Here is a 22,476-nt window from a genome sequence, read left to right as displayed (position 1 = left end):
TCGTGCCGTTGTGGCACAACTCATCCCGTTTCTCCGCTCACCCGCCGTAGTCGTGGAGGTACTGGAGCACCGTGTCGACATGTTTCCGAACGCGCTCCGGCACGCCTCCCTCGGCCGTCACGGTCTTGTCGCTGGTCCGGTACGCCGCCGCGACCAGGGCGGGCAGGTCGCGGGTGAAGCCGTGGCGCCTCAGCCGCTGGTCGAGCCAGCAGGCGTAGTTGCCCATCGCGGCGATCGCGTCGCCCGGGTCCCAGTACGACTTCGGGCCGGGGTGGGTCGCGGCCCTGCCCCAGGCCTCGAAGACGGACGGCGTCCACATGGCGATGCCGTACTCGCCGGTCTCCGGGCGGGCCGCGTTCGGGTCGAAGCCGCTCTCGGCCTTCAGCATGGCGGCCAGCAGCACCGGGGTGACCTCCGGCTCCGGGCAGCGCCGCGCCGCGGTCTCGATCATGCCCCGGTAGGCCGTAGGGACGTCCGAGCCGGCCGGGATCGCGCCGGGCGGCGGGGGCACCGCCCGGTGGGCGGCACCCGGCCCGCCGGGCTCCGGCCCGCCCGCCAGGGCGAGGACGGCCAGTCCGCAGGCGGCCAGGCCCGCCCCGGCCCGGACGGCGGCGCGGCGGCGCCGGGCGGGCCGGGCGACGGCCCGGGCCACCAGCACGGCCGGCTCGGTCCGGGACCGCTCCTCCCGTCCGGGCGCGAGGCAGGCGGCGACCACGGGCCGCCAGCGCACCGGCAGCGCCTCGTCCAGCCGCAGCGGCGCGGCGCCCCGGGCGTACGCCTGGGCGGCCAGCGAGCGGGCCCGGGCGGTGGCGCCGAGGAAGGGGTGCAGGCCACCGGTGAGCAGCTGGTGGGCGATCACGCCGAAGGCCCAGACGTCGGCACTGGGGCGCACCGCGACTCCCCGGGCGCCGGTGCGCTCGGACCACCACTCGGGCGGGACGTGGTCGGGCGAGCCCAGCGGCGGCGCGTACGCGTGGGTGCCCTCCAGCTCGGCGGTGAGGCCGAAGTCGGCGATCTTGGCGGTGCCGTCGGGCATCAGCAGGACATTGGCCGGTTTCAGGTCCCCGTGCACCCAGCCGGCCCGGTGCATGTGGGTCAGCCCGGCGCAGACCTCGGTGAGGATGCGCTCGGCGCCCGGCACCGCCGTACCGGGACGGGCCCCGGCCAGCAGGTCCTGCAGGCTGCGGGCGGCGCGTTCCATCACCAGGGCCACGGCGCCGTCCAGCGCCGGGTGGTCCGGGTCCTCGACGGTGACCACGGCGAGGGTGCGGATCAGGTGGGGGTGGTCGGCGCGGCGGCTGAAGCGCTGCTCGCTGCGGGCCATCCGGGCCACCGTCCGGCGCTGGCCGGGGCTGAACCGGGCCGCGCCGAGGAGCTTGACGGCGACCCGGCTGCCGTCGGGGCCCTCGGCGGCGTGCACGCTGCCCCAGGCGCCCGCGCCGAGGAGGGCGCCGAGCCGGTAGCCGGCGATCGGGTACCCCTCCGGGACCGCGAAGGACGGACCGCCGGGCGGCTCCGGCCCGGGCGGCGTCGGCTCGGGCGACTCCGGCTCCGGCGCCGACCCGGCCGCCGTCGGCTCCGGCCCGGGCGGGGCGGCGGGCGTCACGGCCGGGCGGCCGCGCGCCGGGACGGGAGCAGCGAAAGGTGCTCCTCCCGGACGAGGTCGAACCTCAGCGCCAGCGCGACCAGTTCCTCGCGCTTGCCGCCGCCCGCCCCCTCCTCGTACGGCTCGCGCAGCCGCAGCTTGGTCTCCACCAGGTAGTCGATGTGGTAGTTCACCGCCGAGCGGCTCAGTCCCCGGCAGCCGGGCAGGGCGCGCAGCCGGGCGAGCACCTCGGTCACCCCGGGGACGGCCGCGGCGGAGGGCGAGCGCAGCCGGGGCTCGCAGAGCGCGAGCAGGACCAGGAAGTACTTGGCGGTCGGGTCCAGGGCGAACGGGCTGACGGTGCGCTCGCCGTCGGCGCGGCCGGGCGGGCCGTCGAGGTAGGCGTGCTGCGGGGCGAACACCTTGAAGGCGGCGGGTTCGCCGAGCGCGGGCAGCAGCACCCGGGAGAGCTCGAACGGGACGGGCGCGCCGAGCCGGCCGGGCGCCACCTTGACGTGCTCGCCCGCGCCCTCCAGGTTCTCCACCACATAGGTGGCCGAGGTGCTGAAGTTGGACAGCCGCCAGTAGTCCTCGGCCGCGACCACCTCCCCCGCCCGGCGGGAGACGCCCTGGTCGGGCAGCGGGATGGGGACCGGACGGCCGGGCTCCCCGCGCCCGAACACCGCGGCCTCGCCCGGGCCCATCCGCAGCAGGCCGGGGGCGTCGGCGGGCGCCATCCCGGGCCCGGGGCAGGGAAGTTGGACGATGACCGTGTCCACGCGGCACCTCCGTGGGATCGGGTCGATGGTATCCGTCCGATCCGCTCCGCAGACGCACCGCCACCCGGACGAGTGAGGGCGCGGTTCGAGCAGGCCTACGAACCGCTGGACGTCGGGGAGTTGGAGCGGATGGCCGAGCCCTCGGTGCGGGTGGACGGCGGGGGGACGGCGGGGCGACGGATGGCACCACCCCGAGCAACTGATCATCCGTCAGGACGGGAGTTGTCCGTGCGCCGAACAGAGGGCGAATGGTTGCAGGATGTAGTTGAACGGTCACCATGAGTGTGACGCAACGCACACAGCACGACATCCACGATGTGTGCAAGACTCATCTCAAGGAGTGAGATTCCCTTAATTTCCAAGGAGGTTCGCATTATGCGCGCTCGGATCGCAGCTCTGGCACTGGCGGCGGCAGGGATCACCGGCCTGACGGCGGCTCCGGCCATAGCGGCCCCGGCGACGTCCGGCACCGACGCCGTGGCCTGCGCCGCGGTGCTCAACCAGCCCTGCGTATCGCACCAGGCCGACGGCGAGGGCATCGTGGGCGTCGCCCAGGTCAGCGCGGACCCGGGCCAGTTGACGATGGTTCGGGTCGAGATCCGGACCCAGGAGGCCTGGGGCAGTCCGTGGGAGACGGTCGCCTCCGCAACCACCGTGCGGTTCGGCTCCGCCACGGCGGTCACCCCGCGGGTGACCGCCACCGCGCCGCGCCTGATCTGCGCGACCGCCGGCCCGGCGCTGGACGTCTCCCAGCAGGTCACCACCTGCACCAGGCCGTTCTGACCGCGGCGCCGCCGAAGCGCCGCACCCGCCACCCCCACACCGTCCGTACGACCGGGCAGCCGTCCGGACGGCCGGGGAGCGGGAAGCCGTAGCGGGCACCCCCACCGGGGCCGGCCGCCGGGACGTCGCGTCCCGACGGCCGGCCTCGGCGCCCCACCAGGCGGAAGGGCGGCCGGCGGCGGTGGACGGAAGATCGTCCGGGCACCGGAGCCGGGTGGACCTGGGGCACCCCTTCACGGCAAACTGGTCTAGACCTCGGAGGTCTAGACCTCAGCCTCGCCTCAGAACGGTGGACCCAGTATGGAAATCGTGATCGTCCCTGACGCCCGTGCGGCCGGCGACCTCATCGCCGCGGCGATCACCGATCTGCTGACCGACAAGCCCGACGCCCTGCTCGGCGTCGCGACCGGCTCGACCCCGCTGCCGATCTACCAGGCCCTGGCCGAACGCGTCCGCGACGGCCGGCTGGACGCCACCAGGGCGCGGGTCTGCCAGCTGGACGAGTACGTCGGCCTGCCCGCCGGTCACCCGGAGTCCTACCGCTCGGTGGTGCTGCGCGAGGTCGTGGAGCCGCTCGGCCTGACCGAGGAGTCCTTCCTGGGCCCGGACGGCAACGCGTCCGACATCGCCGCGGCCGCCACCGCCTACGACCGTGCGCTGGCCGAGGCCGGCGGCGTCGACCTCCAGCTGCTCGGCATCGGCACGGACGGCCACATCGGCTTCAACGAGCCCTGCTCCTCGCTCTCCTCCCGGACCCGGATCAAGACCCTGACCCGGCAGACCCGGGTGGACAACGCCCGCTTCTTCGACAGCATCGACGAGGTCCCGCACCACGTCATCACCCAGGGCATCGGCACCATCCTGGAGGCCCGCCACCTGGTCCTGCTCGCGACCGGCGAGGCCAAGGCCGAGGCCGTCGCGCTCGCCGTCGAGGGCCCGCTGTCCGCGGTCGTCCCCGCCTCGGCGCTCCAGCTGCACCCGCACGCCACCGTGGTGGTGGACGAGGCGGCTGCCTCCCGCCTCAAGCTCGCCGACTACTTCCGCGACACCTACGCGGCGAAGCCGGTCTGGCAGAAGCTCTGAGCTGACGCCCGGCGGGCACCGGGCGGGCGTCGAGCACGCACTGAGCACGCGCTGAGTACGCGTTGAGCGAGCCCGCGCACCACCGGGCCGGGCCCCGCCGAAAGGTTTCGGCGGGGCCCGGTCGGCCGCCCGCCCGCGGCGGGGCCGGCGCCACGTGCAGGGCCGGGCGCTACTTGCAGGTGATCAGCACCCCGAGCACCGCCGTGCAGCTGCGGGTCGCCCGGCTGGTGGCGGGCGACGGGTCGACGGGCGCTCCGCCGGTGCGGGCCACCGTGACGTCCCAGCTGCGGAGCAGCGAGAACAGGCCGACCCCGATCGAGAAGTGCCGGGTGGTGCTCGCGCCCTTGGCCAGCGGCGCCGTCAGCGCGCAGCCGAGCTTCCCGGCGGAGACGGTGCAGTCGCCGGAGGTCGCGGTCAGCCCGGCGGGCAGGTCGGCGGCGACGGTGGCCGAGAGGACCGGGTCGGGGCCCTGCCCGGTGAGGGTGACGGTGTAGTCGACCCGGCTGGAGAACAGCCCGGCCACCGGGGTCGCGGTGAGCTCGACGCCCAGGTGGGCGGCGGGGGCGGTGTAGGTGAAGCGGTCGGCGGCGACGGCCGCGCTCGTGCCGCCGGGCGCGGTGACCCGTACGTCCACCGGCCCGGTGACGGTGGTGGCGGGGGCGGTCGCGGTGCAGATGGTCCTGGTGCAGCTGAACGAGGGGGCGGCGCCGGCCGCGCCGAAGGTCACCGCGGTGGCGCCGGCCAGGTCGGTGCCGGTGACGGTCACCGTGGTGCCGCCCGCCCCGGAGCCGCCGTTCGGGCTGATCGCGGTGACGTCCGGCACCGGCGGCGGGAAGTGCACCACGTCGACGGCGCCGCCGGTGAAGTCGGCGAGGTAGCCGTGCCGCCCGTCGGCGGTCAGCGCCAGGCTGTACGGGCCGGTGCCCACGGGGACGGTCGCGGTGACTGTCCGGCTCGCGGTGTCCACCACGCTCAGGGTGTCGTCGGCGTAGTTGGAGACGTAGGCCGCCGCGCCGTCCGGGGAGAGCGCCACGGCGTAGGGGCCGGAGCCGACCGCGACGGTGCCGAGGACGGTGCCGGCCGCGGTGTCGATCACGGCGGCGGTGCCGTCGTCGCCGTCGGCGGCCCACAACCGGGTGCCGTCCGGGCTGAGCGCGAGGCCGAAGGCGCCGTGGCCGACCGCGACGGTGCCGCTCACCGTGCTGCTCACGGTGTCGACCACGGTGACCGCCTTGTCGCCGGAGGCGGCGACGTACAGCCGGGCCCCGTCCGCGGAGACGGCCAGCCCGTGCGGTTCGGCGCCGACCGGGACGGTGGCGGTCACGGTGGCGGACGAGGTGTCCAGCACGCTCACGGTGCCGGCCCCGGCGTTGGCCACGTAGGCGCGCGAGCCGTCCGGCGAGAGGGCCAGGCCCCAGGGCTGGGCGCCGACCGGGACGGTCGCGGTGACGGTGTCGGTGGCGGTGTCCACGACGCTGACGGTGCCGTCCAGGTGGTGCGTCAGGTAGGCCCGGCGCCCGTCGGGCGACACGGCCACGGCGTACGAGCCGCTCCCGGCGGTGAAGGTGCCGGACACGGTGGCGGCCGCGGTGTCCAGCACGCTGACCGCGCCGCTGCTCTGGCTGGTCACGTAGGCGTGGCCGCCGTCCGGGGTCAGCGCGACGCCCGCCGGGTACGGCGCCACCGCCAGGTGCGCGGCGACGGTCGGCGGCGGCGTGACGGCCCCGGCCGTCGCGGGCAGCGACAGCAGGGCGGCCGTGGTCGCGGCTATCGCGACCACGGCCGTCCGGGCACGACGGGGTGTACGGATTCTTCTCACGGGTCTCTCCAACTGCTCGGCAGGTCCGGACATGCGTGGTGCGTGGTGGGTTCGGAGCCGGGGGAAGCGTAGAAGCAGCCCTGACACGACGTCAGGTAGTGGTGGGTAATGTCGCCAACTGTTCGTTTCCGATCACGGGGCGAGCGACCGCCGGGGCCCGGCACGGGGGCGGCCCCCGGCCGGAGCCCACCACGGCGGGCGCCCGGACCCGGCCGGTCGAGGGCTCCCGGGACGACGTGACCAGCGTCTCGATCGAAGTCGTGCAGGAAATTGGAGTTGCAGAGTCGCATTCGGATAGCGTTCCGAACGTGAGGCTGACCAAGAGCACCGACATCGCCCTGCGGATCGCCATGCGACTGGCCGTCCTGGGCGAGGGCGACAACCCGACCACCCGCGAGGTGGCCGAGTCGGTCGGTGTGCCGTACACCCACGCGGCGAAGGTGGTCAGCCGGCTGCAGCACTTGGGGGTGGTGGAGGCCCGGCGAGGTCGCGGCGGCGGGCTGATGCTCACCTTCGCCGGGCGGACCGGTTCGCTCGGGCTGCTGCTGCGGGAGCTGGAGGGGGTCGGCGACGTGGTCGGCTGCGAGGACGACCCGCCGTGTCCGCTGCGGGCCGCGTGCCGGCTGCGCGGGGCGCTGCGGGGCGCCCAGGAGGCGTTCTTCGCCGCGCTCGACCACCTCTCCATCGCCGACCTGGTGGCCTCCCCCACCGGCCCGGTCCTGCTCAGCCTCACCGCGGGACCCGCCGGCACCGCCCGTACCGACGGCACCGCCCGCGCCACCGGTTCCACCGCACCCACCGGCTGACCAGCCCACCCGGGGCCGCGCTCCACCTCGCGGCCTTTAATACGAATCTCAGATACCAGTTAGGAGCCCGTCTGATGCTGTCCGCGAAGTCCGCCGAGGTCATCGAGGCCACCCTGCCCGTCGTGGGCGCCGCCATCGGGGACATCACCCCGCGCTTCTACGACCGGCTGTTCGCCGCGCACCCCGAGCTGCTGCGCGACCTCTTCAACCGGGGCAACCAGGCCAACGGCAGCCAGCGCGAGGCCCTGGCCGGCTCGATAGCCGCCTTCGCCACCGCCCTGGTCGCCGACCCGGACCAGCGGCCGGACGCGATGCTCGCCCGCATCGCCCACAAGCACGTCTCTGTCGGCATCGGCAACGACCAGTACAAGATCGTCCACGAGCACCTGTTCGCCGCCATCGTGGAGGTGCTCGGCGACGCCGTCACGCCCGAGGTCGCCGCCGCCTGGGACGAGGTCTACTGGCTGATGGCCAACGCGCTGATCGCCGTCGAGGACCGGCTGCGCGCCGAGGCGGCCGCCGGCGGCGACCCGGCCGACCTGTGGCGCACCTACACCGTCGTCGCCCGCGTCCAGGAGACCGAGACCGTCACCACCTACCTGGTCCGCCCGGCCGACGGCCGCCCGGTGCCCGCCTTCCGCCCCGGCCACTACGTCTCGGTGCGCACCGAACTGCCCGACGGCGCCCACCAGATCCGCCAGTACAGCCTCTCCGGCGGCGCCGACGGCGCGCTGCGCTTCAGCGTCAAGCGCGAGGACGGCGGCGAGGTCTCCAGCCACCTGCACGACCACCTGAAGGCCGGCGACCCCGTCGAACTGGCGCCCCCGCTGGGCGACATCGCCCTCGCCGACGGCGACGGCCCGGTGCTGCTCGCCTCCGCCGGCATCGGCAACACCCCGATGACCGCCATGCTGGACCACCTGGCCGCCACCGGCTCCACCCGGCAGGTCGTCTCCGTGCACGGCGACCGCGACCAGCTCAGCCACGCCTTCCGGGCCGAGCTGGCGCGGCTCACCGCGACGCTGCCGAACGCCACCTCGCACGTCTTCTACGAGCAGCCGCTCGGCGAGTGGCCGGCCGAGCGCACCGGCCTGGTGGACCTCTCCACCGTCGAGGTCCCGGCCGGCACCACCGCCTACCTCTGCGGCCCGCTCCCCTTCCTGCGCGCCGTCCGCGAGCAGTTGCTGACCGCGGGCGTCGCGGCGGCCGACATCCACTACGAGGTGTTCGGCCCGGACCTCTGGCTCGGCGCCTGATCCCCGCGCCCCGGCCCCGGGGCCTGCGGTCCGAGGGCCTGAGGTCCAGGGGCCTGACGTTCCGCCGCCGAGGTCCCACCGCGGCGCCGGTCCGCTCGGTACGATCACGAGCGGACCGGCGCCGTTCGGCGGAAGTCCGGTTCGCCGGACTCCGGTGCGGGGGAGGCCGGTTCGAGAGAGTCCGGTTCGCGGAGGTTCGGCAGGAGGGAGCCCGGATGCGGGTCGCACTGTTCGCCACCTGTGTCAACGACGCGCTGTTCCCCGCCACCGCGGTGGCCACCGTCCGGCTGCTGGAACGGCTCGGCGTGACGGTGGACTTCCCCGCCGGGCAGACCTGTTGCGGGCAGCCCCAGTACAACACCGGCTACCGCAGGGCCTGCGAGCCGCTGGTCCGGCGGACGGCGAAGGCCTTCGCCGGGTACGACCACGTGGTGACGCCCTCGGGCTCCTGCGTGGCGATGGTCCGGAACGACTACCCCCGGATCGGCGCCCGGGCCGCCGCCGAGGGCCGGGGCACCGAACTCGCCGACCTGGCCGGCGCGCTGGTGCCCCGGGTGGTCGAGCTGACCGAGTTCCTGACCGACGTGCTCGGCGTCGAGGACGTCGGCGCGCACTTCCCGCACACCGTCACCTACCACCCGTCCTGCCACGGCCTGCGCCTGCTCGGCCTCGGTGGGCGCCCGCGCCGGCTGCTGGCCGCCGTCCGGGGCCTGGAACTGGTCGAGCTGCCCGGGGCCGAGGAGTGCTGCGGCTTCGGCGGCACCTTCGCGGTCAAGAACGCCGCGGTCTCGGCGGCCATGGCCGAGGACAAGATCGCCAACGCCCTCGGCACCGGCGCCCGGATCCTCTGCGGCACCGACAACTCCTGCCTGCTGCACCTCGGCGGGACCCTGCGCCGCAAGGGCGCGCCGCTGCGGCCGCTGCACCTGGCGGAGATCCTGGCCAGCACCGAGGAGCACCCCTGGAGGCCGTCCGCATGAGCGAGCGGAGCGAGCGCACCGCAGACCCGGCCGGCACCTTCCTCGGCATGCCCGCCTTCCCCCGGGCCGCCGCCGAGGCCGTACGGAACGAGCGGCTGCGCGCCAACCTGCGGCACGCCACCCACACCATCCGCGACAAGCGGGCCCGGGCCGTCGCCGAACTCGCCGACTGGGCGGAGCTGCGCGCCGCCGGGAAGGCGATCAAGGACCACACGCTGCGCCATCTCGACCGCTACCTGGTCCAGTTGGAGGAGGCCGTCACGGCGGCCGGCGGCGCGGTGCACTGGGCCGCCGACGCCGAGGAGGCCAACCGGATCGTCGCCGGCCTGGTCAGGGCCGCCGGAGCGACGGAGGTCGTCAAGGTCAAGTCGATGGCCACCCAGGAGATCGAGCTCAACGAGGCGCTGGCCGCCGAGGGGATCGCCGCCTACGAGACCGATCTCGCCGAGCTGATCGTCCAGTTGGGCGACGACCGCCCCTCGCACATCCTGGTACCGGCGATCCACCGCAACCGGGCGGAGATCCGGGAGGTCTTCGCCGACCGGATGGCCGCCTGGGGCCGCCCGGCGCCCGAGGGCCTCACCGACTCCCCCGCGGAACTCGCCGAGGCCGCCCGGCTGCACCTGCGGGAGAAGTTCCTGCGCGCCGAGGTCGCCGTCTCCGGCGCCAACTTCATGGTCGCCGAGACCGGCACCCTGGTGGTGGTCGAGTCCGAGGGCAACGGCCGGATGTGCCTCACCCTGCCGCGCACCCTGATCTCGGTGGTCGGGATCGAGAAGGTCGTGCCGACCTGGCGGGACCTGGAGGTCTTCCTCCAACTGCTGCCCCGCTCCTCCACCGCCGAGCGGATGAACCCGTACACCTCGTTCTGGACCGGGACGACGCGGGGCGACGGCCCGTCCGAGTTCCACCTGGTGCTGCTGGACAACGGCCGCACCGCCGCGCTCGCCGACCGGGTCGGCCGCCAGGCGCTGCGCTGCATCCGCTGCTCGGCCTGCCTCAACGTCTGCCCGGTGTACGAGCGGGCCGGCGGGCACGCCTACGGCTCGGTCTACCCGGGGCCGATCGGCGCCGTCCTGACGCCCCAACTGCGCGGCACCGCCGGTGCGGTGGACGCCTCGCTGCCGTACGCCTCCTCGCTCTGCGGGGCCTGCTACGAGGTCTGCCCGGTGGCGATCGACATCCCCGAGGTACTGGTGCACCTGCGCGAGCGGGTCGCCGAGCAGGGCGGACACCCGCTGGAGCGGGCCGCGATGGCGGCCGCCGGGTTCGTGCTGGACCACCCGGCGGCGCTCACCGCCGCCGAGTGGCTGGCCGGCCGCACCCGGTCGCTGCATCCGCGCCGGCTGCGAGGGCCCGGGCGGGCCTGGACCGACACCCGGGACCTGCCGGAGGTTCCGGCCGAACCGTTCCGCGACTGGTGGCGGAGGAACCGCACATGACCGCGTCCGACCGCCCCCGCCTCCCCCACCGGCCCGGCGGCTCCCGGGAGTTGGTCCTCGGCCGGATCAGGGCCGCGCTCGGCGGCACCTCCGACGTGGCCGAACGGCCGCTGCCGCGCGACTACCTGACGGCGCACGTCCCGACCGACGACCGGGCGGCGGTGCTGGACCTGCTGCACCGCAACCTGGCCGACTACCGGGCCCTGGTGCACCGCTGCGCCGAGGACGAACTGCCCCGGCGGATCGCCGGGTTGCTGGCCGAACGGGGCAGCCGGACGGTCGCGGTACCGGCCGGGCTGCCGACCGCCTGGCTCACCGCTGCCGAGGCCGCGGGGGTCGAACTCCTCCCGGACGACGGGACGTTGACCGCCGCCCGGCTGGACGCCGTGGACAGTGTGGTGACCGGCTGCGCGCTGGCCGTCGCCGAGACCGGGACGATCGTGCTGGACGCCGGCCCCGGCCAGGGGCGGCGGCTGCTCTCGCTCGTGCCCGACCACCACGTCTGCGTGGTGCGGGCACCGGAGCAGGTCGTCGCCTCGGTGCCGCTCGCCCTGCCGCGGCTCGATCCGGTCCGGCCGCAGACCTGGATCTCGGGGCCGTCCGCCACCAGCGACATCGAGCTGGACCGGGTGGAGGGGGTGCACGGCCCGCGCACCCTGGAGGTGCTGCTGGTCACCGGCCCGGAGGCCCGACCGGGGCCCGTCACTCCGGCCTGAGCTCCAGGGTGCAGCACTTCGCCCCGCCGCCGCCCTTCAGCAGCTCCGAGACGTCCACCGGGACCGGCTGGTAGCCCTGCTCGGCCAGGCGGCCGGCCAGGTTCTTGGCGGCCTCCGGCAGCAGGACCCGGCGGCCGTCCGAGACCGCGTTGAGCCCGAACACCTCGGCGTCGGCCCGGTCCGCGAGGATCGCGTCCGGGTGGAGCGCGCGCAGCACCGAGCGGCTGTCGGCGTCGAAGGCCTCCGGGTAGTACATGATGTGGTCGTCCGCGAGCACCGCCAGCGCGGTGTCCAGGTGGTAGAAGCGCGGGTCGACCAGGGTCAGGCTGACCACCGGGACGCCGAACATCTCCCCGACCTCGGCGTGCGCGGCGCGCGAGGTGCGGATGCCCGCCCCGGCGAGCACCCGGCCGCCCACCAGCAGGTGGTCCCCCTCCCCCTCGTTGACGTGCCCGGCCAGGCGCACCTCGCGGTAGCCGCGCTCGCGGAACCACCTCTGGTACGCCTGCGACTCGGCGGCCCGCTGCGGGTGGCGGAAAGAGGCGACCAGGGCCCGGCCGCCCAGCACGGTGGCGCCGTTGGCGGTGTACACCATGTCGGGCAGGCCGGGCACCGGGTCGATCAGCTCGACGGTGTGGCCGAGCCGGCGGTACGTCCAGTAGAGCTGCTCCCACTGGCGCAGGGCGAGCGCGGTGTCGGTGGGCTGGGAGGGGTCCATCCACGGGTTGATCGCGTAGTCCACGGTGAAGTGCGTCGGCCGGCACATCAGGTAGCGCCGCGGCCGGGCGTGGCGCTCCGGAGTCTGCGTGAGCATGGCTCAACCATCCTTGGATCGCGGGGAGTTCGTCGCACGGAGCTTCGGGGTTCGCAGGGCCGAACACCTTCGTTCCCAAGGCGGTTGCCCCGGCGGGACCATGCGCACACCCGGGCGGCGGCTCTCAGCGGTCGCATGCCCCCGCGCACCCGGCGCAGGCACCGGCGCACCGCTCCTGCGCCGCCTCCTCCGCCACGGCCGGCGGACGGGCTCCGTCCGCTACCAGCGGACCGCGCCGAAGTCCACGGGCCTCGGCCGCAGCTCCCCGCACCGCTCGGCCAGCGCCCGCAGCCGGCGGTCCGCCTCCGCCGCGGACATCCGGCCCCGGCCGCCGTGTCCGGGCAGCAGCCACTCGAAGCGCAGCACGCCGACGCCGCGCCGCAGCGAGGCGGCGAGCTCCTCGATCGAGTACCAGGTCACCGACTCCGCCACCTCGATGTCCCCGGTGGCGCGGGACCAGTACAGGCTGTCGCCGCTGAAGCAGTACCGCTCGTCCGCGAGGTAGAGCACGCTGCCCCTGGTGTGGCCGGGGAACGGGTGGGCGACCAGGCCGGGCGAGATCTCCGTCGGCGCGGTGCCGCGCAGCACCCGGTCGGCGTCGGGCACGGCGTCCAGGTCGCCCTCGTGGATCCAGAGCCGGGCGCCGAACCGGTCGGCGTACGCCCGGCCGTGGGCGGCGTGGTCGCGGTGCGTGAGCAGGACGTCGGTGACCGGGCCCAGCTCGGCGTACCGGGCGGCGAGGGCCTCGCTGTAGCGCGGGGTGTCGACCATCACCCAGCCGGCCGGCCGGCGGCAGAGGTAGGAGTTGGCACCCGCGGTGTGGCGGGAGTTCTGGCCGAGCAGCAGCAGGTCGTCGGCGAGGGCCAGCGGGAACGGGTCCTCGGCCGGGTCCAGCGGCCCGGTGCCGGGACGGATGGAGCGGGTCGGGCAGGCGTGGGCGGCGGCGAGCAGCTGCCCGCGCTCGGCCGCGTCGCGCGGCTGGCGGACCAGCTCGGAGCGGCCCTCGTGCTCGCGGACCAGGTCGGGCGCGAGCTGCCGGGCCACGTCGCAGTTGGTGCACCGGTCGTCGATGGACCAGTTCTCGGACACGTCGGCGCGCGGGTCGGTGGTCATGGATGTCCTCCCCAGACGGACGGCGGCCGGAGCGGCCGCTCCCTTCGAGCATCCGCCGGGCGGGCCGGAAAGCGGAAGGGGGTGGTGATCTTGTGCTTTCCGGGAGCCGTCCATCTGCGGGCGGAGCGGCCGACGGGGGTACGTGGCCCATCTCACGTGCCGCCGGAGCCACCTACGGTGGCGTAGGTCACTTGATTGGGTGAACTATCTCTTTCATGCCGAATCTCCAGGAGACCCTTGACCTCGATTCGTATGCCGCCCTCGGCGACAGCTTCACCGAGGGCCTGAACGACCCGGGCGTCGACGGCAGGTTCGCCGGGTGGGCCGACCGCCTCGCCGGACTCCTCGCCGACGGACGCCCGCCGGGCGCCTTCCGCTACGCCAACCTCGCGGTGCGCGGACGACTGCTGGACCAGATCTCCGCCGAGCAGGTGCCGGAGGTCCGGCGCCTCCAGCCCGACCTGGTCACCTTCTGCGCGGGCGGCAACGACATCCTCCGACCGGGCAGCGACCCGGACGAGGTGGCCGAGCGCTTCGAGGCCGCCGTCGTCCAACTCGCCGAGAACGCCGGGACGGTGCTGATCTGCACCGGCTTCGACACCAAGGACGTGCCGCTGCTGAAGCACCTGCGCGGCAAGATCGCCACCTACAACGGGCACATGCGCGCCGTCGCCGACCGCAACGGCTGCAAGGTGGCCGACCTGTGGTCGCTGCGCGCGGTGCAGGACCGCCGCGCGTGGAGCGAGGACCGCCTGCACCTGTCCGGCGAGGGCCACCAGCGGGTCGCCCTGCTGGCCGCCCGCTCGCTGGGCCTGCGCACCGAGCAGGACCCGGAGGCCCCCTGGCCGGACACCCGCGTGCTCACCCCTTCCGACCAGCGGCGGGAGAACATCCAGTGGGCCCGCGAGCACCTGCTGCCCTGGGTCGGCCGGCGCCTGCGCGGGGAGTCCTCGGGCGACCACGTCGAGCCCAAGCGGCCGGACCTGCTTCCGCTCTGACGCCGGGTCAGCCCGCGCCGTCCCGGACGGCTCCGCCGGTTGCTGCGACTCGGGAGGTCCGCAGCACCCGGTGGAGCACCCCGGCGCAGCCGGCGCCGACCAGGTACCAGAGCAGGTCCGGCGGGTTGAAGGTGGAGCCCAGCACCAGCCGGGCCAGGGTGCTCCGCCGCCCCCAGTCGTCCGGCAGGCCGGTCAGCTGGAACAGCTCCACGGCCCAGCTGAGCGCGGCGGCCACGGCGGCGGCGCGGCCGGGGCGGACCCTCGGCGCGGCCAGCACCAGCAGCGCGTACAGCAGGACGGTGTAGAGCGCGTCCCCGGCGTACTTGGCGAGCTCCCCGCCCAGCACCGCCCGCACCCCCAGTCCGGCCGCCACGGTCAGCACCGCCGCCACGGCGGCAGCCAGGCGCGTGCGCCGGCGTGCCCGAAGGCCGTTCCCCCCAAGATCGTTCATCCGGCCCACGGTACCCGGTCGCCCCGGTGGAGGGTGCGGGGCGCCGGGGGCAGCGTCGGAGGGAGCGTTCCCGCGCCCCCGCAAGCGGACCCCCGGCCCCCGGAACCGCCGTACCACGCCGTATCGTCACTCCCCCCGATGAACGTCCGCGCAGGTCGCGGGCGGGGTGAGGACCGGAAGGGACGGGCGGGACGAGTGGCGCACGTGGGTGGGGCCGAAGTGGCCGGGGCGCGGCCGGAGTCGGCGGCGGGGCGGGACGGACGGACCCGGCGCGGGTTCGCGGTGGCCGGGTTCGCCCCGGCGCAGGACGGGCGGGCGCGGGAGCGCGGCAAGGAGCTGCGGACGCGGCTGCCCCGGGAGCGGCACGCGGAGTTCACGCCCGCGCCCGACCGGCCGACGGCCGTGACCGCGCTGGAGGCCTCCAACACCGGCCGAATAGACCGGCTGGTGCCGATCCGGGTCGGCCGGATGGCGGCCGGCCCGTTCGCGTTCCTGCGCGGTTCGGCCGGCCTGATGGCCGCCGACCTCGCCGGCACCCCGGTGACCGGGGTGGGCGCGCAGCTGTGCGGGGACGCCCACGCCGCGAACTTCGGCCTGTACGGCGACGCCCGCGGCCAGATCGTGCTGGACATCAACGACTTCGACGAGACCGTCCCCGGCCCCTGGGAGTGGGACCTCAAGCGGCTCGCCGCCAGCCTGGTGCTGGCCGCCCGGGAGGCGGGGGCGGGCGAGTCCATCGCGCGGGAGGCCGCCCAGCACGCGGCCGGCTCGTACCGCCGGACCGTGCGCACGCTCGCCAAGCTGCCCACGCTGGACGCCTGGAACGCCGTCGCGGACGAGCAGTTGGTCTCCTTCGCCGAGGCCCACGACCTCACCGAGGTGCTGCGCAAGGTCGGCGCGAAGGCCCTCGGCAACACCAGTGCGCGGTTCGCCGCGCGCAACACCGACCGTACCGCGGACGGCGGTTGGCGCTTCACGGCCGCGCCCCCGGTGCTCACCGAGGTGACCGACGCGACCGCCCGCGCCGTCGCCCACGCGCTCGGCCCGTACGTGGAGACGGTGCCGGCCGAGGTGCGCACCCTGCTGTCCCGCTACCGGGTGCAGGACGTGGCGTTCCGGGTGGTCGGCACCGGCAGCGTGGGCACCCGCTCGTACGTGGTGCTGCTCACCGACCACCGGGACCAGCCGCTGGTGCTGCAGGTGAAGGAAGCCCGTCCGTCCGCGCTGCTGCCGTACCTGCCGAGCGGGTCGCGGCCGGCGGCGGACGGGCACGAGGGCCGCCGGGTGGTACTCGGGCAGAAGCACATGCAGGTGGTCAGCGACACCCTGCTGGGCTGGACCACCGTCGACGGACTCCCCTACCAGGTGCGGCAGTTCCGCAACCGCAAGGGCAGCGTCGACCCGGCCGCGCTGCAGCCGTCCCAGCTGGACGACTACGCCCGGATCACCGGCGCCCTGCTGGCCCGGGCGCACTCGCACACCGCCGACCCGGGCCTGCTGGCCGGGTACTGCGGCAAGAGCGAGGCGCTGGACGAGGCGGTCGCCGCCTTCGCCGTGGCCTACGCGGACCGCACCGAGGCCGACCACGCCGACCTGCTGACGGCCGTGCGCAACGGGCGGCTGCCCGCCGAGCACGGCGTCTGACCCACCCGGCGGCCGCGGCTCAACGGGCCAGGAACGGCGCCACCGCGGCGACGAACTCGGCGGGCCGGGCACCGTGCACCAGGTGCCCGGCCTCGACGGTGACCAGGCGGCAGTCCGGGATCCGTCGGGCGAGTTCGGCGATCCGCTCCTGCGGGACGTGGCTGGTCGGCCCGCCGGCCACCGCCAGGGTGCGGGCGGTGATCCGGGCCAGCCCCTCCCGCCAGGCCGGGTCGGGGTCGTCGAACTGGGCCTTGACCGCCCGGACCATCGCCCAGTCGAAGTGCACCGCCGGGTCCGGCTCCTCGGGCAGCGGGCCGGCCGGGCGCGGGTACAGCGCGGCGATGTCCTCCAGGACCAGCCGGTCGATCCGCTCCGGCGCGGCCTGGGCGAGCAGGTAGGCGACCACGCCGCCCATCGAGTGGCCGACCAGGTCGACCCGGGCGAGCCCGAGGGCGTCGAGGAAGGCCAGCACGTCGTCCCGCATCGCCTCCACCGAGTAGGAGGCGGTGCGGGCGCTGTCGCCGTGGCCGCGCAGGTCGAGCGCGTACACGTGGTGGCCGGGGGCGAGGTCGGGCAGGACGGTGTCCCAGTCGGCGGCGCGTTCGCCGAGGGCGTGCAGCAGGACCAGCGGCGGGCCGCCGGTCCGGCCGCTCTCGCGGTAGGCGAGCGTCACCTCGGGCAGGTCCACGGTCAGGTTCCGTACGTCGTGGGTCATGCCCGCCACGGTACGCACCGACCACCGGCTAGCGGACCGGCGTTCGCCCTCGGCTCATCGCGGCCGGTTCGCCCTCGCGCTGTTCCCGCGCCGTGGCCCGGCCGGCGAACACCGAGGCCAGGACGGCCAGCCCGGCCACCGCGGCGCACACCGCGCTCGCCGTCAGATAGGCCGAGCGGTGCCCGCCGCCCGCGGCGGTCTCCCGCAGGTAGACCCCGGACAGGGCCGAGATCGCGACGGCCGCCGCGATCCGCTGGGCCATCTGCAAGATCGCCCCGCCCACCCCGGCCGCCTCGGCGGGCGCGTGGCGCAGCACGTACGCCTGGTTGGTGGAGCCCATCAGGCCGACCGAGGCACCGGCGAGCAGTTGCAGCAGCGCCAGCAGCCAGGGCAGGACGGCGGCGGGCGCCCAGTGCGCGAGCAGTCCGCTGAGCAGCATGGCGAGCGCGGAGCCGACCATCCCGGCGGTGACGGTGCGTCGGCCGAAGCGCTGGACGACCCGCCAGGCGAGCGCGGAGGCCACGCCCATGGCCACGGCGGAGGGCAGCGCGACCAGGGCGGCGCCCATCGGGGAGAGGCCCAGGCCGTCCTGGAGGAACATGGTCAGGACCAGCGAGGCGGCGAGCGAGGAGCCGAACTGGGCCATCGCGGTGGCCGTCCCGAGCGCGTACGGCGCGGAGCGGGTGAGGGCCGGGTGGATCAGCGGGTGGCCGCCGCTGCGGGCGTAGCGGCGCTGCCACCAGGCGAGCGCGCCGAGCAGCAGCAGGGCGGCGGCCGCGAAGGCGAGCCAGCCCGCCCAGCCGGGCGGCCGGACGAAGGGCAGCATCAGGGCCAGGGTGAGCGCCCCGACCAGCAGCAGGCCGAGGATGTCGAGGTCCGCGTGCCGGGCGCTGGGGCGGGGCCTCGGCAGGTGACGGACCGCCAGGGCGACGGTGGCCAGGCCGAAGGGGACGTTGAGCAGGAAGGTCAGCCGCCAGCCGTCCTCGGGGCCGGCCAGGGCCAGCACGGCGCCGCCGACCGGCGGGCCGAGGGCGAAGGCGAGGCCGCCGGTGACGGCGTACATGCCGAGGGCGCGGGCCCGCAGCTGCCCGTCGAAGACGTCCTGGAGGGTGCCGATCATCTGGGAGTTGACCAGGCCGGCGCCCGCGCCCTGGAGCAGCCGGGCGGCGATCAGCACCCCGGGCTCGATGGCGGTCGCCGAGACCAGGCTGACCAGGGTGAACAGGGCGAGGCCGGTGACGAAGAACCACTTGCGGCCCTTGACGTCGCCCAGCCGCCCGCCGGGGATCAGCGCGAGGCCGAAGGCGAGCGAGTAGCCGGCGACGATCCACTGGAGGTCGGCGGGGCCGGCGTGCAGGGTCTCGCGCAGGGCGGGGATGGAGGTGTTGAGGACGGACTGGTCGAGCAGGGTGGTGAAGCCGCCCGCGACGCAGACCAGCAGGACCCGGCGCCCGGCGGCGTCGAAGCGCTCCTTGGGCCCCTCGGCCTCCCCGGGCTTTCCGGGCTCGTCGGGCTGCTGGAGCTCCTCGGCCTCGTCGGGCTCGTCGGCTATCGGCCCGGTGGCGGCGCTCACGGCTCGACCACCACCAGCGCGTAGCGGGCCTGCTCCGGGCCGAGGCTGCGGAAGCGGCTGGTGCCGCCGGTGTAGCGCAGGCAGTCGCCGGGGCCGAGCGGCTGCGGCTCGCCGTCCACGGTCAGCTCCAGGTTCCCCTCGAACAGCCAGAGGTGGTGCTCCCGGCCGGGCGTGCAGGCGCGGTCGTAGGCGATGTCCGCACCGGCCGGCAGCCGGCCCTCGATGATCTCCGCCCGCAGCGAGCCGTGCGGCGGCGAGACCGAGCGGCGGACGAACCCGGTCGTCCCGTCCCGCCAGACCTGCTGCTCCCCGGCCCGCACCAGCCGGGCCGGGCCGGACTCCACCTCGGCGAGCAGCCGCGACATGGTCCGCCCGTACACGGCGCACAGCCGGCCGAGCAGCGCGGCCGTCGGGCTGACCTCGGCCCGCTCCACCCGGGACAGCGTCGACCGGCTGACGTCCGCCAGCCGTGCCAACTCCTCCAGGGTCCATCCGCGTTCCAGCCTCAGCTCGGCGAGCCGCTGCGCCAGCCGCTCGTCGGCGGCCGTTTCGATTCCCATATCCGCGATGCTATCCCGGATATGAGATCCACTCATCGGGGTCGGGCGCGGGACTCCGACCACCGGAGGCCTCCCTCCGGCTGCCGCACCCCGGCGTACGCGGCGCCCGGGCCGGGGTGCGGGCCGCGGCCGGGCCGCCGTCGGCCGCCGGGTCACGGTTTGACGGGTGCTCGGCCCGAAACGGGCGCTGATCATATGATGTGCGGCGAATCGGGGCCGGTCGGCGGCCCGTGAGGCGAGGGGGACCAGCGTGTTCGGCATCATCAAACCGTGCAGGCACCGATTGTCCGAGCGCTTGCAGACCTCCTGGATGGCCCACCTGTGCGGGCTCTGCCTCGCACTGCGGGACGACCACGGACAGCTCGCCCGGACAGCGACGAACTACGACGGTCTGATCATCTCCGTGCTGGTCGAGGCCCAGGCCGCCCAGGAGGACGCCTCCTGGCGCCGCACCGCCGGGCCGTGCCCGCTGCGCGGCATGCGGACCGCCTCCGTCGCCAAGGGCGAGGGCGCCCGGCTCGCCGCCGCCGTCTCGCTGGCGCTCGCCTCGGTCAAGATCCGCGACCACGTCGAGGACCGCGACGGCGTCTTCGCCCGCCGCCCGGTCGCCGCCGGGGCCAGGGCCGTCACCCGGCGCTGGGACCGGCAGAGCGCGGGCAGCGCCTCGGCCATCGGCTTCGACACCGCCGTGCTGCTCGACGCGGCCTCCCGGCAGGGCGAGTTGGAGCGCTCGCTGCGGCCCGGCGGCTCCGTCCTGCTGGTCACCGAGCCCACCGAGACCGCCACCTCGGCCGCCTTCGCGCACACCGCCGTGATCGCCGGGCGCCCCGGCAACGCCGCCCCGCTGGCCGAGGCCGGGCGGCTGTTCGGCCGGCTCGCCCACCTCCTCGACGCCGCCGAGGACCAGGCGGCCGACGCGGCCTCGGGCGCCTGGAACCCGCTGACCGCCACCGGCACCGACCGCGCCGAGGCCGAGCGGCTCTGCCGCGACGCCGTCCACGGCATCCGGCTCGCGCTGCGCGAGGTCGAGCTGACCGACCGCGCCCTGGTGCACGTGCTGCTCGCGCACGAGACCGAGCGGGCCGTCGACCGGGTCTTCGGCCAGGCCCGGCACACCGCGAGCTGCCGCCGCCCGGACGCGCCGGGCACCGCCACCGGCGAACACCCGCACCAGGCGCCGCCGCACCACGCACCGCCCGGCCAGGACCCGAACCAGGCGCCCGTCCCGCCGTGGGTGCCGCAGGGCCCCGGCTTCAGCCCGCCCGGCCAGAAGCCGCCGAACCCGCGCAACCTGCTCGCCGGGTGCGCGATGTGGGCGCTGATGGCCTGCACCTGCCAGCTGCTCTGCTGCGACCACGAGGACCCGTTCTCCCGCGAGCGCCGCCAGGGCTTCTGCGAACGGCACGACTGCTGCGAGTGCGGCAACTGCCCCGACTGCAGCGGCTGCGGCGACTGCTGCAACTGCTGCGACGGGTGCGACTGCTGCGACGGCTGCTGCTGCGACTGCAGCTGCTGACCGGTCAGCCCGCCGGCTCCGCGCCGGCGCTCCCGTCCTGACCGGACCGGCCGACCTGGCCGACCTGGCCGACCCGACCGGCCACCACCGGCCCGGGGTGCCCCCGCAGCACCCCGGGCCGGTCCGCGTCCCGGTACCCCTCGGCCTCGGCGCGCCGCCACAGCGGCAGCACCGGCACCGGCAGCACCGCCGGCGGGCCCAGCTCGACGCACTCAGGCATCACGCCCCGCCGCCTTCCGGTCCACCGCCAGCGAGTCCTCCAGCCGCGCCAGCAACTGCCGGAACCGCTCGGTGTCCTGCTCCGTCATCCGCCCCTCGGGCAACGCCCCCGGCCGCTCGGCCGCTCTCTCGTCCATGCGTCCGAGGCTAGGCGCTGTCGATCAATGGGCGATAAACGCGCGTTCGGGCGAAAAGCACGTGCCGCCTGCGGTTCGGCCCGTGACGCTCGCGCTCCATGACGCTCCATCAGCACCGCCCGACACCGGAACTCCCCCGCCCGGTGGCCCCGGTGACCCTGGTGGCCCCGGTGGCCCTGCTGACCGAGGCAGGCCGGACGGTCGGCATCGGCACCGGGACCGCCGGGCGGCTCGCGGCCTCCGGGGGCGTCGCCTCGCTGCCGCGCTCCGGACTGCCGGATCACCGCGCTACCGGGCGGGCAGCGCCTCCAGCAGCACCCGGGCGGCCTCCCGGGCGTCGGCCGCGGCCGTCGGATCGCCGTGCACGGCGGCGCTGGTGATCGCGCCCTCGGCCAGCAGGGTCAGGTGGACGGCCGTGGCGGGCGGGGCTCCGGCGGCTTCGGCCAGGGCCGCGAGGTAGCCACCGAACTCCGCCTTGTGGTGCCGGGCGGCGGCCACCACCGCGGGGCTGACGGCGCCCAGTTCGCCGAGCGAGTTGACGAAGGCGCAGCCCCGGAAGCCGGGTTCGGCGAACCACCGGCCGAGCCAGTCGAAGACCGCGAGCAGCTGCTCCCGGGGGGAGCCCCCGGTGCGCGAGACGTACCCGGCGAGGCTCGCCCGCCAGCGGCCGTCGCGGCGCAGCAGGTAGGCCTCGACGAGCTCTCCCTTGGACGGGAAGTGCTGGTAGAGGCGGCGCATGGTCATGCCGGAGGCGGCCCGGACGGCGTCCATGCCGACGGCCTGGATGCCCTGGCCGTAGAACAGCTCCTCGGCCGCGTCGAGGATCCGGGTCCGGGGGTCTTCCTGCTCCATCTTCCGTGCCCTTTGCGTGAGAACGATGGTTCTCCTATCGTAGCCACAGCGATGAGAACGATCGTTCTCACCGGCGGAGCACCCATTCCGAGGAGCACCCATGCCCGAGACCGGCACCGCGCAGCGCCCGCCCCTGCCCCCGTTCACCGACGAGACCGCCCGCCTGAAGGTCCGGGCCGCCGAGGACGCCTGGAACACCCGCGACCCCCGGCGGGTCGCCCTCGCCTACACGCCGGACAGCCGCTGGCGCAACCGCTCCGAGTTCGTCACCGGCCGCGAGCGGATCGCCGACTTCCTCACCCGCAAGTGGCAGCGCGAGCTGGACTACCGCCTGGTCAAGGAGCTCTGGGCGTACGGCGGCGACCGCATCGCGGTCCGCTTCGCCTACGAGTGGCACGACGAGGCCGGCCGCTGGTTCCGCTCCTACGGCAACGAGAACTGGGAGTTCGACCGCGACGGCCTGATGGCCCACCGGCACGCCTCCATCAACGACCTGCCGATCACCCCCGACGAGCGGCTGTTCCACTGGCCGCTCGGCCGCCGCCCCGACGACCACCCCGGCCTCACCGAACTCGGCCTCTGATCCCGGACGCCGGTCCGGGGCCGCCGCCGGGGCGGCGGCGACCGATACCCGG

General features: G+C 75.4%; 23 protein-coding genes. 11 read left to right on the top strand and 12 right to left on the bottom strand.

The window, feature by feature from the left end; genetic code table 11:
* Positions 1–37 precede the first annotated feature (37 nt).
* On the bottom strand, positions 38–1,606 hold the full coding sequence (locus tag ACZ5GH_RS32730) for a serine/threonine-protein kinase (RefSeq protein ID WP_387753637.1): 1,569 nt from the start codon (positions 1,604–1,606) through the stop codon (positions 38–40).
* Positions 1,603–2,364, bottom strand: coding sequence for a serine/threonine protein kinase (locus ACZ5GH_RS32725; protein ID WP_464336089.1), 762 nt, complete (start codon positions 2,362–2,364; stop codon positions 1,603–1,605). The genes ACZ5GH_RS32730 and ACZ5GH_RS32725 overlap by 4 nt, the downstream gene beginning before the upstream one ends.
* 375 nt (positions 2,365–2,739) lie before the next feature.
* Between ACZ5GH_RS32725 and ACZ5GH_RS32720 the strand changes: the two genes are divergently transcribed.
* Complete coding sequence (locus ACZ5GH_RS32720) at positions 2,740–3,147, top strand: hypothetical protein (protein ID WP_387753642.1); 408 nt, start codon at positions 2,740–2,742, stop codon at positions 3,145–3,147.
* 300 nt (positions 3,148–3,447) lie between these two features.
* The gene (nagB, locus tag ACZ5GH_RS32715; RefSeq protein ID WP_387753645.1) at positions 3,448–4,230 is read left to right on the top strand and encodes a glucosamine-6-phosphate deaminase; all 783 of its coding nucleotides are present in this window, start codon (positions 3,448–3,450) and stop codon (positions 4,228–4,230) included.
* A 169-nt stretch (positions 4,231–4,399) separates the two neighbouring features.
* On the opposite strand, the gene ACZ5GH_RS32710 is transcribed toward nagB, so the two are convergent.
* Positions 4,400–6,049, bottom strand: coding sequence for a YVTN family beta-propeller repeat protein (locus ACZ5GH_RS32710; protein ID WP_464336088.1), 1,650 nt, complete (start codon positions 6,047–6,049; stop codon positions 4,400–4,402).
* A gap of 308 nt (positions 6,050–6,357) precedes the next feature.
* Here ACZ5GH_RS32710 and ACZ5GH_RS32705 point away from each other — a divergent pair, with 308 nt between their 5' ends.
* The 5 genes from ACZ5GH_RS32705 (at position 6,358) to ACZ5GH_RS32685 (ending at position 11,249) form a co-directional block, all read left to right on the top strand.
* Positions 6,358–6,855, top strand: coding sequence for an RrF2 family transcriptional regulator (locus ACZ5GH_RS32705; protein ID WP_387753649.1), 498 nt, complete (start codon positions 6,358–6,360; stop codon positions 6,853–6,855).
* A gap of 74 nt (positions 6,856–6,929) precedes the next feature.
* Positions 6,930–8,111: a globin domain-containing protein gene (locus ACZ5GH_RS32700; protein WP_464336087.1), complete on the top strand. Its 1,182-nt coding sequence runs from the start codon at positions 6,930–6,932 to the stop codon at positions 8,109–8,111.
* 215 nt (positions 8,112–8,326) lie between these two features.
* The gene (locus tag ACZ5GH_RS32695; protein WP_387753654.1) at positions 8,327–9,091 is read left to right on the top strand and encodes a (Fe-S)-binding protein; all 765 of its coding nucleotides are present in this window, start codon (positions 8,327–8,329) and stop codon (positions 9,089–9,091) included.
* Complete coding sequence (locus tag ACZ5GH_RS32690; protein WP_464336086.1) at positions 9,088–10,533, top strand: lactate utilization protein B; 1,446 nt, start codon at positions 9,088–9,090, stop codon at positions 10,531–10,533. The genes ACZ5GH_RS32695 and ACZ5GH_RS32690 overlap by 4 nt, the downstream gene beginning before the upstream one ends.
* Positions 10,530–11,249: a LutC/YkgG family protein gene (locus ACZ5GH_RS32685; protein ID WP_464336085.1), complete on the top strand. Its 720-nt coding sequence runs from the start codon at positions 10,530–10,532 to the stop codon at positions 11,247–11,249. The genes ACZ5GH_RS32690 and ACZ5GH_RS32685 overlap by 4 nt, the downstream gene beginning before the upstream one ends.
* Here the strand turns inward: ACZ5GH_RS32685 and ddaH are convergent.
* On the bottom strand, positions 11,236–12,063 hold the full coding sequence (gene ddaH, locus ACZ5GH_RS32680; protein ID WP_387753663.1) for a dimethylargininase: 828 nt from the start codon (positions 12,061–12,063) through the stop codon (positions 11,236–11,238). The two genes, ACZ5GH_RS32685 and ddaH, sit on opposite strands and share 14 nt — an antisense overlap.
* Before the next feature lie 219 nt (positions 12,064–12,282).
* A complete protein-coding gene (locus tag ACZ5GH_RS32675; RefSeq protein ID WP_464336084.1) occupies positions 12,283–13,176 on the bottom strand; it encodes a 4Fe-4S domain-containing protein in 894 nt (297 codons plus the stop codon).
* Positions 13,177–13,391: 215 nt separating this feature from the next.
* Between ACZ5GH_RS32675 and ACZ5GH_RS32670 the strand changes: the two genes are divergently transcribed.
* Entirely contained in the window at positions 13,392–14,174 is a 783-nt protein-coding gene (locus tag ACZ5GH_RS32670) for an SGNH/GDSL hydrolase family protein (RefSeq protein WP_464336083.1), read from the top strand.
* A gap of 7 nt (positions 14,175–14,181) precedes the next feature.
* Here the strand turns inward: ACZ5GH_RS32670 and ACZ5GH_RS32665 are convergent, their stop codons facing one another.
* Positions 14,182–14,625 (bottom strand): ribosomal maturation YjgA family protein, encoded by a 444-nt coding sequence (locus ACZ5GH_RS32665; RefSeq protein WP_387753672.1) that lies wholly within the window; start codon positions 14,623–14,625, stop codon positions 14,182–14,184.
* 138 nt (positions 14,626–14,763) lie between these two features.
* Here ACZ5GH_RS32665 and ACZ5GH_RS32660 point away from each other — a divergent pair, with 138 nt between their 5' ends.
* Positions 14,764–16,269 carry a DUF2252 domain-containing protein gene (locus ACZ5GH_RS32660; protein WP_387753674.1) on the top strand — a complete coding sequence of 502 codons (1,506 nt, stop codon included), beginning with the start codon at positions 14,764–14,766 and terminating at the stop codon, positions 16,267–16,269.
* A gap of 19 nt (positions 16,270–16,288) precedes the next feature.
* Here ACZ5GH_RS32660 and ACZ5GH_RS32655 read toward each other — a convergent pair whose 3' ends face one another.
* Genes ACZ5GH_RS32655 through ACZ5GH_RS32645 form a run of 3 tightly spaced genes read right to left on the bottom strand, consistent with a single transcriptional unit; the run spans position 16,289 to position 19,117 of the window.
* Positions 16,289–16,984 carry an alpha/beta fold hydrolase gene (locus ACZ5GH_RS32655; protein WP_387753677.1) on the bottom strand — a complete coding sequence of 232 codons (696 nt, stop codon included), beginning with the start codon at positions 16,982–16,984 and terminating at the stop codon, positions 16,289–16,291.
* Positions 16,985–17,012: 28 nt separating this feature from the next.
* Entirely contained in the window at positions 17,013–18,557 is a 1,545-nt protein-coding gene (locus tag ACZ5GH_RS32650) for an MFS transporter (protein WP_464336082.1), read from the bottom strand.
* On the bottom strand, positions 18,554–19,117 hold the full coding sequence (locus tag ACZ5GH_RS32645; RefSeq protein ID WP_387753682.1) for a helix-turn-helix domain-containing protein: 564 nt from the start codon (positions 19,115–19,117) through the stop codon (positions 18,554–18,556). Before ACZ5GH_RS32645 ends, ACZ5GH_RS32650 begins: the two co-directional genes overlap by 4 nt.
* A 250-nt stretch (positions 19,118–19,367) precedes the next feature.
* On the opposite strand from ACZ5GH_RS32645, the gene ACZ5GH_RS32640 reads away from it, so the two are divergent.
* On the top strand, positions 19,368–20,633 hold the full coding sequence (locus ACZ5GH_RS32640; protein ID WP_464336081.1) for a DUF5685 family protein: 1,266 nt from the start codon (positions 19,368–19,370) through the stop codon (positions 20,631–20,633).
* 4 nt (positions 20,634–20,637) lie between these two features.
* Here the strand turns inward: ACZ5GH_RS32640 and ACZ5GH_RS32635 are convergent, their stop codons facing one another.
* From ACZ5GH_RS32635 to ACZ5GH_RS32625, 3 genes are all read right to left on the bottom strand, one after another.
* Entirely contained in the window at positions 20,638–20,853 is a 216-nt protein-coding gene (locus ACZ5GH_RS32635) for a hypothetical protein (protein ID WP_464336080.1), read from the bottom strand.
* Positions 20,846–20,989, bottom strand: a complete 144-nt coding sequence (locus ACZ5GH_RS32630) for a hypothetical protein (RefSeq protein ID WP_387753690.1) — start codon at positions 20,987–20,989, stop codon at positions 20,846–20,848. The genes ACZ5GH_RS32635 and ACZ5GH_RS32630 overlap by 8 nt, the downstream gene beginning before the upstream one ends.
* Positions 20,990–21,277: 288 nt before the next feature.
* Positions 21,278–21,841, bottom strand: coding sequence for a TetR/AcrR family transcriptional regulator (locus ACZ5GH_RS32625; RefSeq protein ID WP_464336079.1), 564 nt, complete (start codon positions 21,839–21,841; stop codon positions 21,278–21,280).
* Between the two features lie 100 nt (positions 21,842–21,941).
* On the opposite strand from ACZ5GH_RS32625, the gene ACZ5GH_RS32620 reads away from it, so the two are divergent.
* Positions 21,942–22,424: a nuclear transport factor 2 family protein gene (locus ACZ5GH_RS32620; protein WP_387753696.1), complete on the top strand. Its 483-nt coding sequence runs from the start codon at positions 21,942–21,944 to the stop codon at positions 22,422–22,424.
* Positions 22,425–22,476 lie beyond the last annotated feature (52 nt).

This window comes from Kitasatospora sp. Xyl93 (genome assembly GCF_055383135.1).
This window is presented reverse-complemented; position numbering and strand designations above follow the sequence as displayed.

Bases quoted from the DNA above. Each gene is read 5' to 3' on its own strand.
- ACZ5GH_RS32720 (WP_387753642.1), top strand. From the start codon at position 2,740: ATGCGCGCTCGGATCGCAGCTCTGGCACTGGCGGCGGCAGGGATCACC.
- nagB (WP_387753645.1), top strand. From the start codon at position 3,448: ATGGAAATCGTGATCGTCCCTGACGCCCGTGCGGCCGGCGACCTCATC.
- ACZ5GH_RS32700 (WP_464336087.1), top strand. From the start codon at position 6,930: ATGCTGTCCGCGAAGTCCGCCGAGGTCATCGAGGCCACCCTGCCCGTC.
- ACZ5GH_RS32695 (WP_387753654.1), top strand. From the start codon at position 8,327: ATGCGGGTCGCACTGTTCGCCACCTGTGTCAACGACGCGCTGTTCCCC.
- ACZ5GH_RS32690 (WP_464336086.1), top strand. From the start codon at position 9,088: ATGAGCGAGCGGAGCGAGCGCACCGCAGACCCGGCCGGCACCTTCCTC.
- ACZ5GH_RS32685 (WP_464336085.1), top strand. From the start codon at position 10,530: ATGACCGCGTCCGACCGCCCCCGCCTCCCCCACCGGCCCGGCGGCTCC.
- ddaH (WP_387753663.1), bottom strand. From the start codon at position 12,063: ATGCTCACGCAGACTCCGGAGCGCCACGCCCGGCCGCGGCGCTACCTG.
- ACZ5GH_RS32675 (WP_464336084.1), bottom strand. From the start codon at position 13,176: ATGACCACCGACCCGCGCGCCGACGTGTCCGAGAACTGGTCCATCGAC.
- ACZ5GH_RS32670 (WP_464336083.1), top strand. From the start codon at position 13,392: ATGCCGAATCTCCAGGAGACCCTTGACCTCGATTCGTATGCCGCCCTC.
- ACZ5GH_RS32665 (WP_387753672.1), bottom strand. From the start codon at position 14,625: ATGAACGATCTTGGGGGGAACGGCCTTCGGGCACGCCGGCGCACGCGC.
- ACZ5GH_RS32660 (WP_387753674.1), top strand. From the start codon at position 14,764: ATGAACGTCCGCGCAGGTCGCGGGCGGGGTGAGGACCGGAAGGGACGG.
- ACZ5GH_RS32655 (WP_387753677.1), bottom strand. From the start codon at position 16,984: ATGACCCACGACGTACGGAACCTGACCGTGGACCTGCCCGAGGTGACG.
- ACZ5GH_RS32645 (WP_387753682.1), bottom strand. From the start codon at position 19,117: ATGGGAATCGAAACGGCCGCCGACGAGCGGCTGGCGCAGCGGCTCGCC.
- ACZ5GH_RS32635 (WP_464336080.1), bottom strand. From the start codon at position 20,853: ATGCCTGAGTGCGTCGAGCTGGGCCCGCCGGCGGTGCTGCCGGTGCCG.
- ACZ5GH_RS32630 (WP_387753690.1), bottom strand. From the start codon at position 20,989: ATGGACGAGAGAGCGGCCGAGCGGCCGGGGGCGTTGCCCGAGGGGCGG.
- ACZ5GH_RS32625 (WP_464336079.1), bottom strand. From the start codon at position 21,841: ATGGAGCAGGAAGACCCCCGGACCCGGATCCTCGACGCGGCCGAGGAG.
- ACZ5GH_RS32620 (WP_387753696.1), top strand. From the start codon at position 21,942: ATGCCCGAGACCGGCACCGCGCAGCGCCCGCCCCTGCCCCCGTTCACC.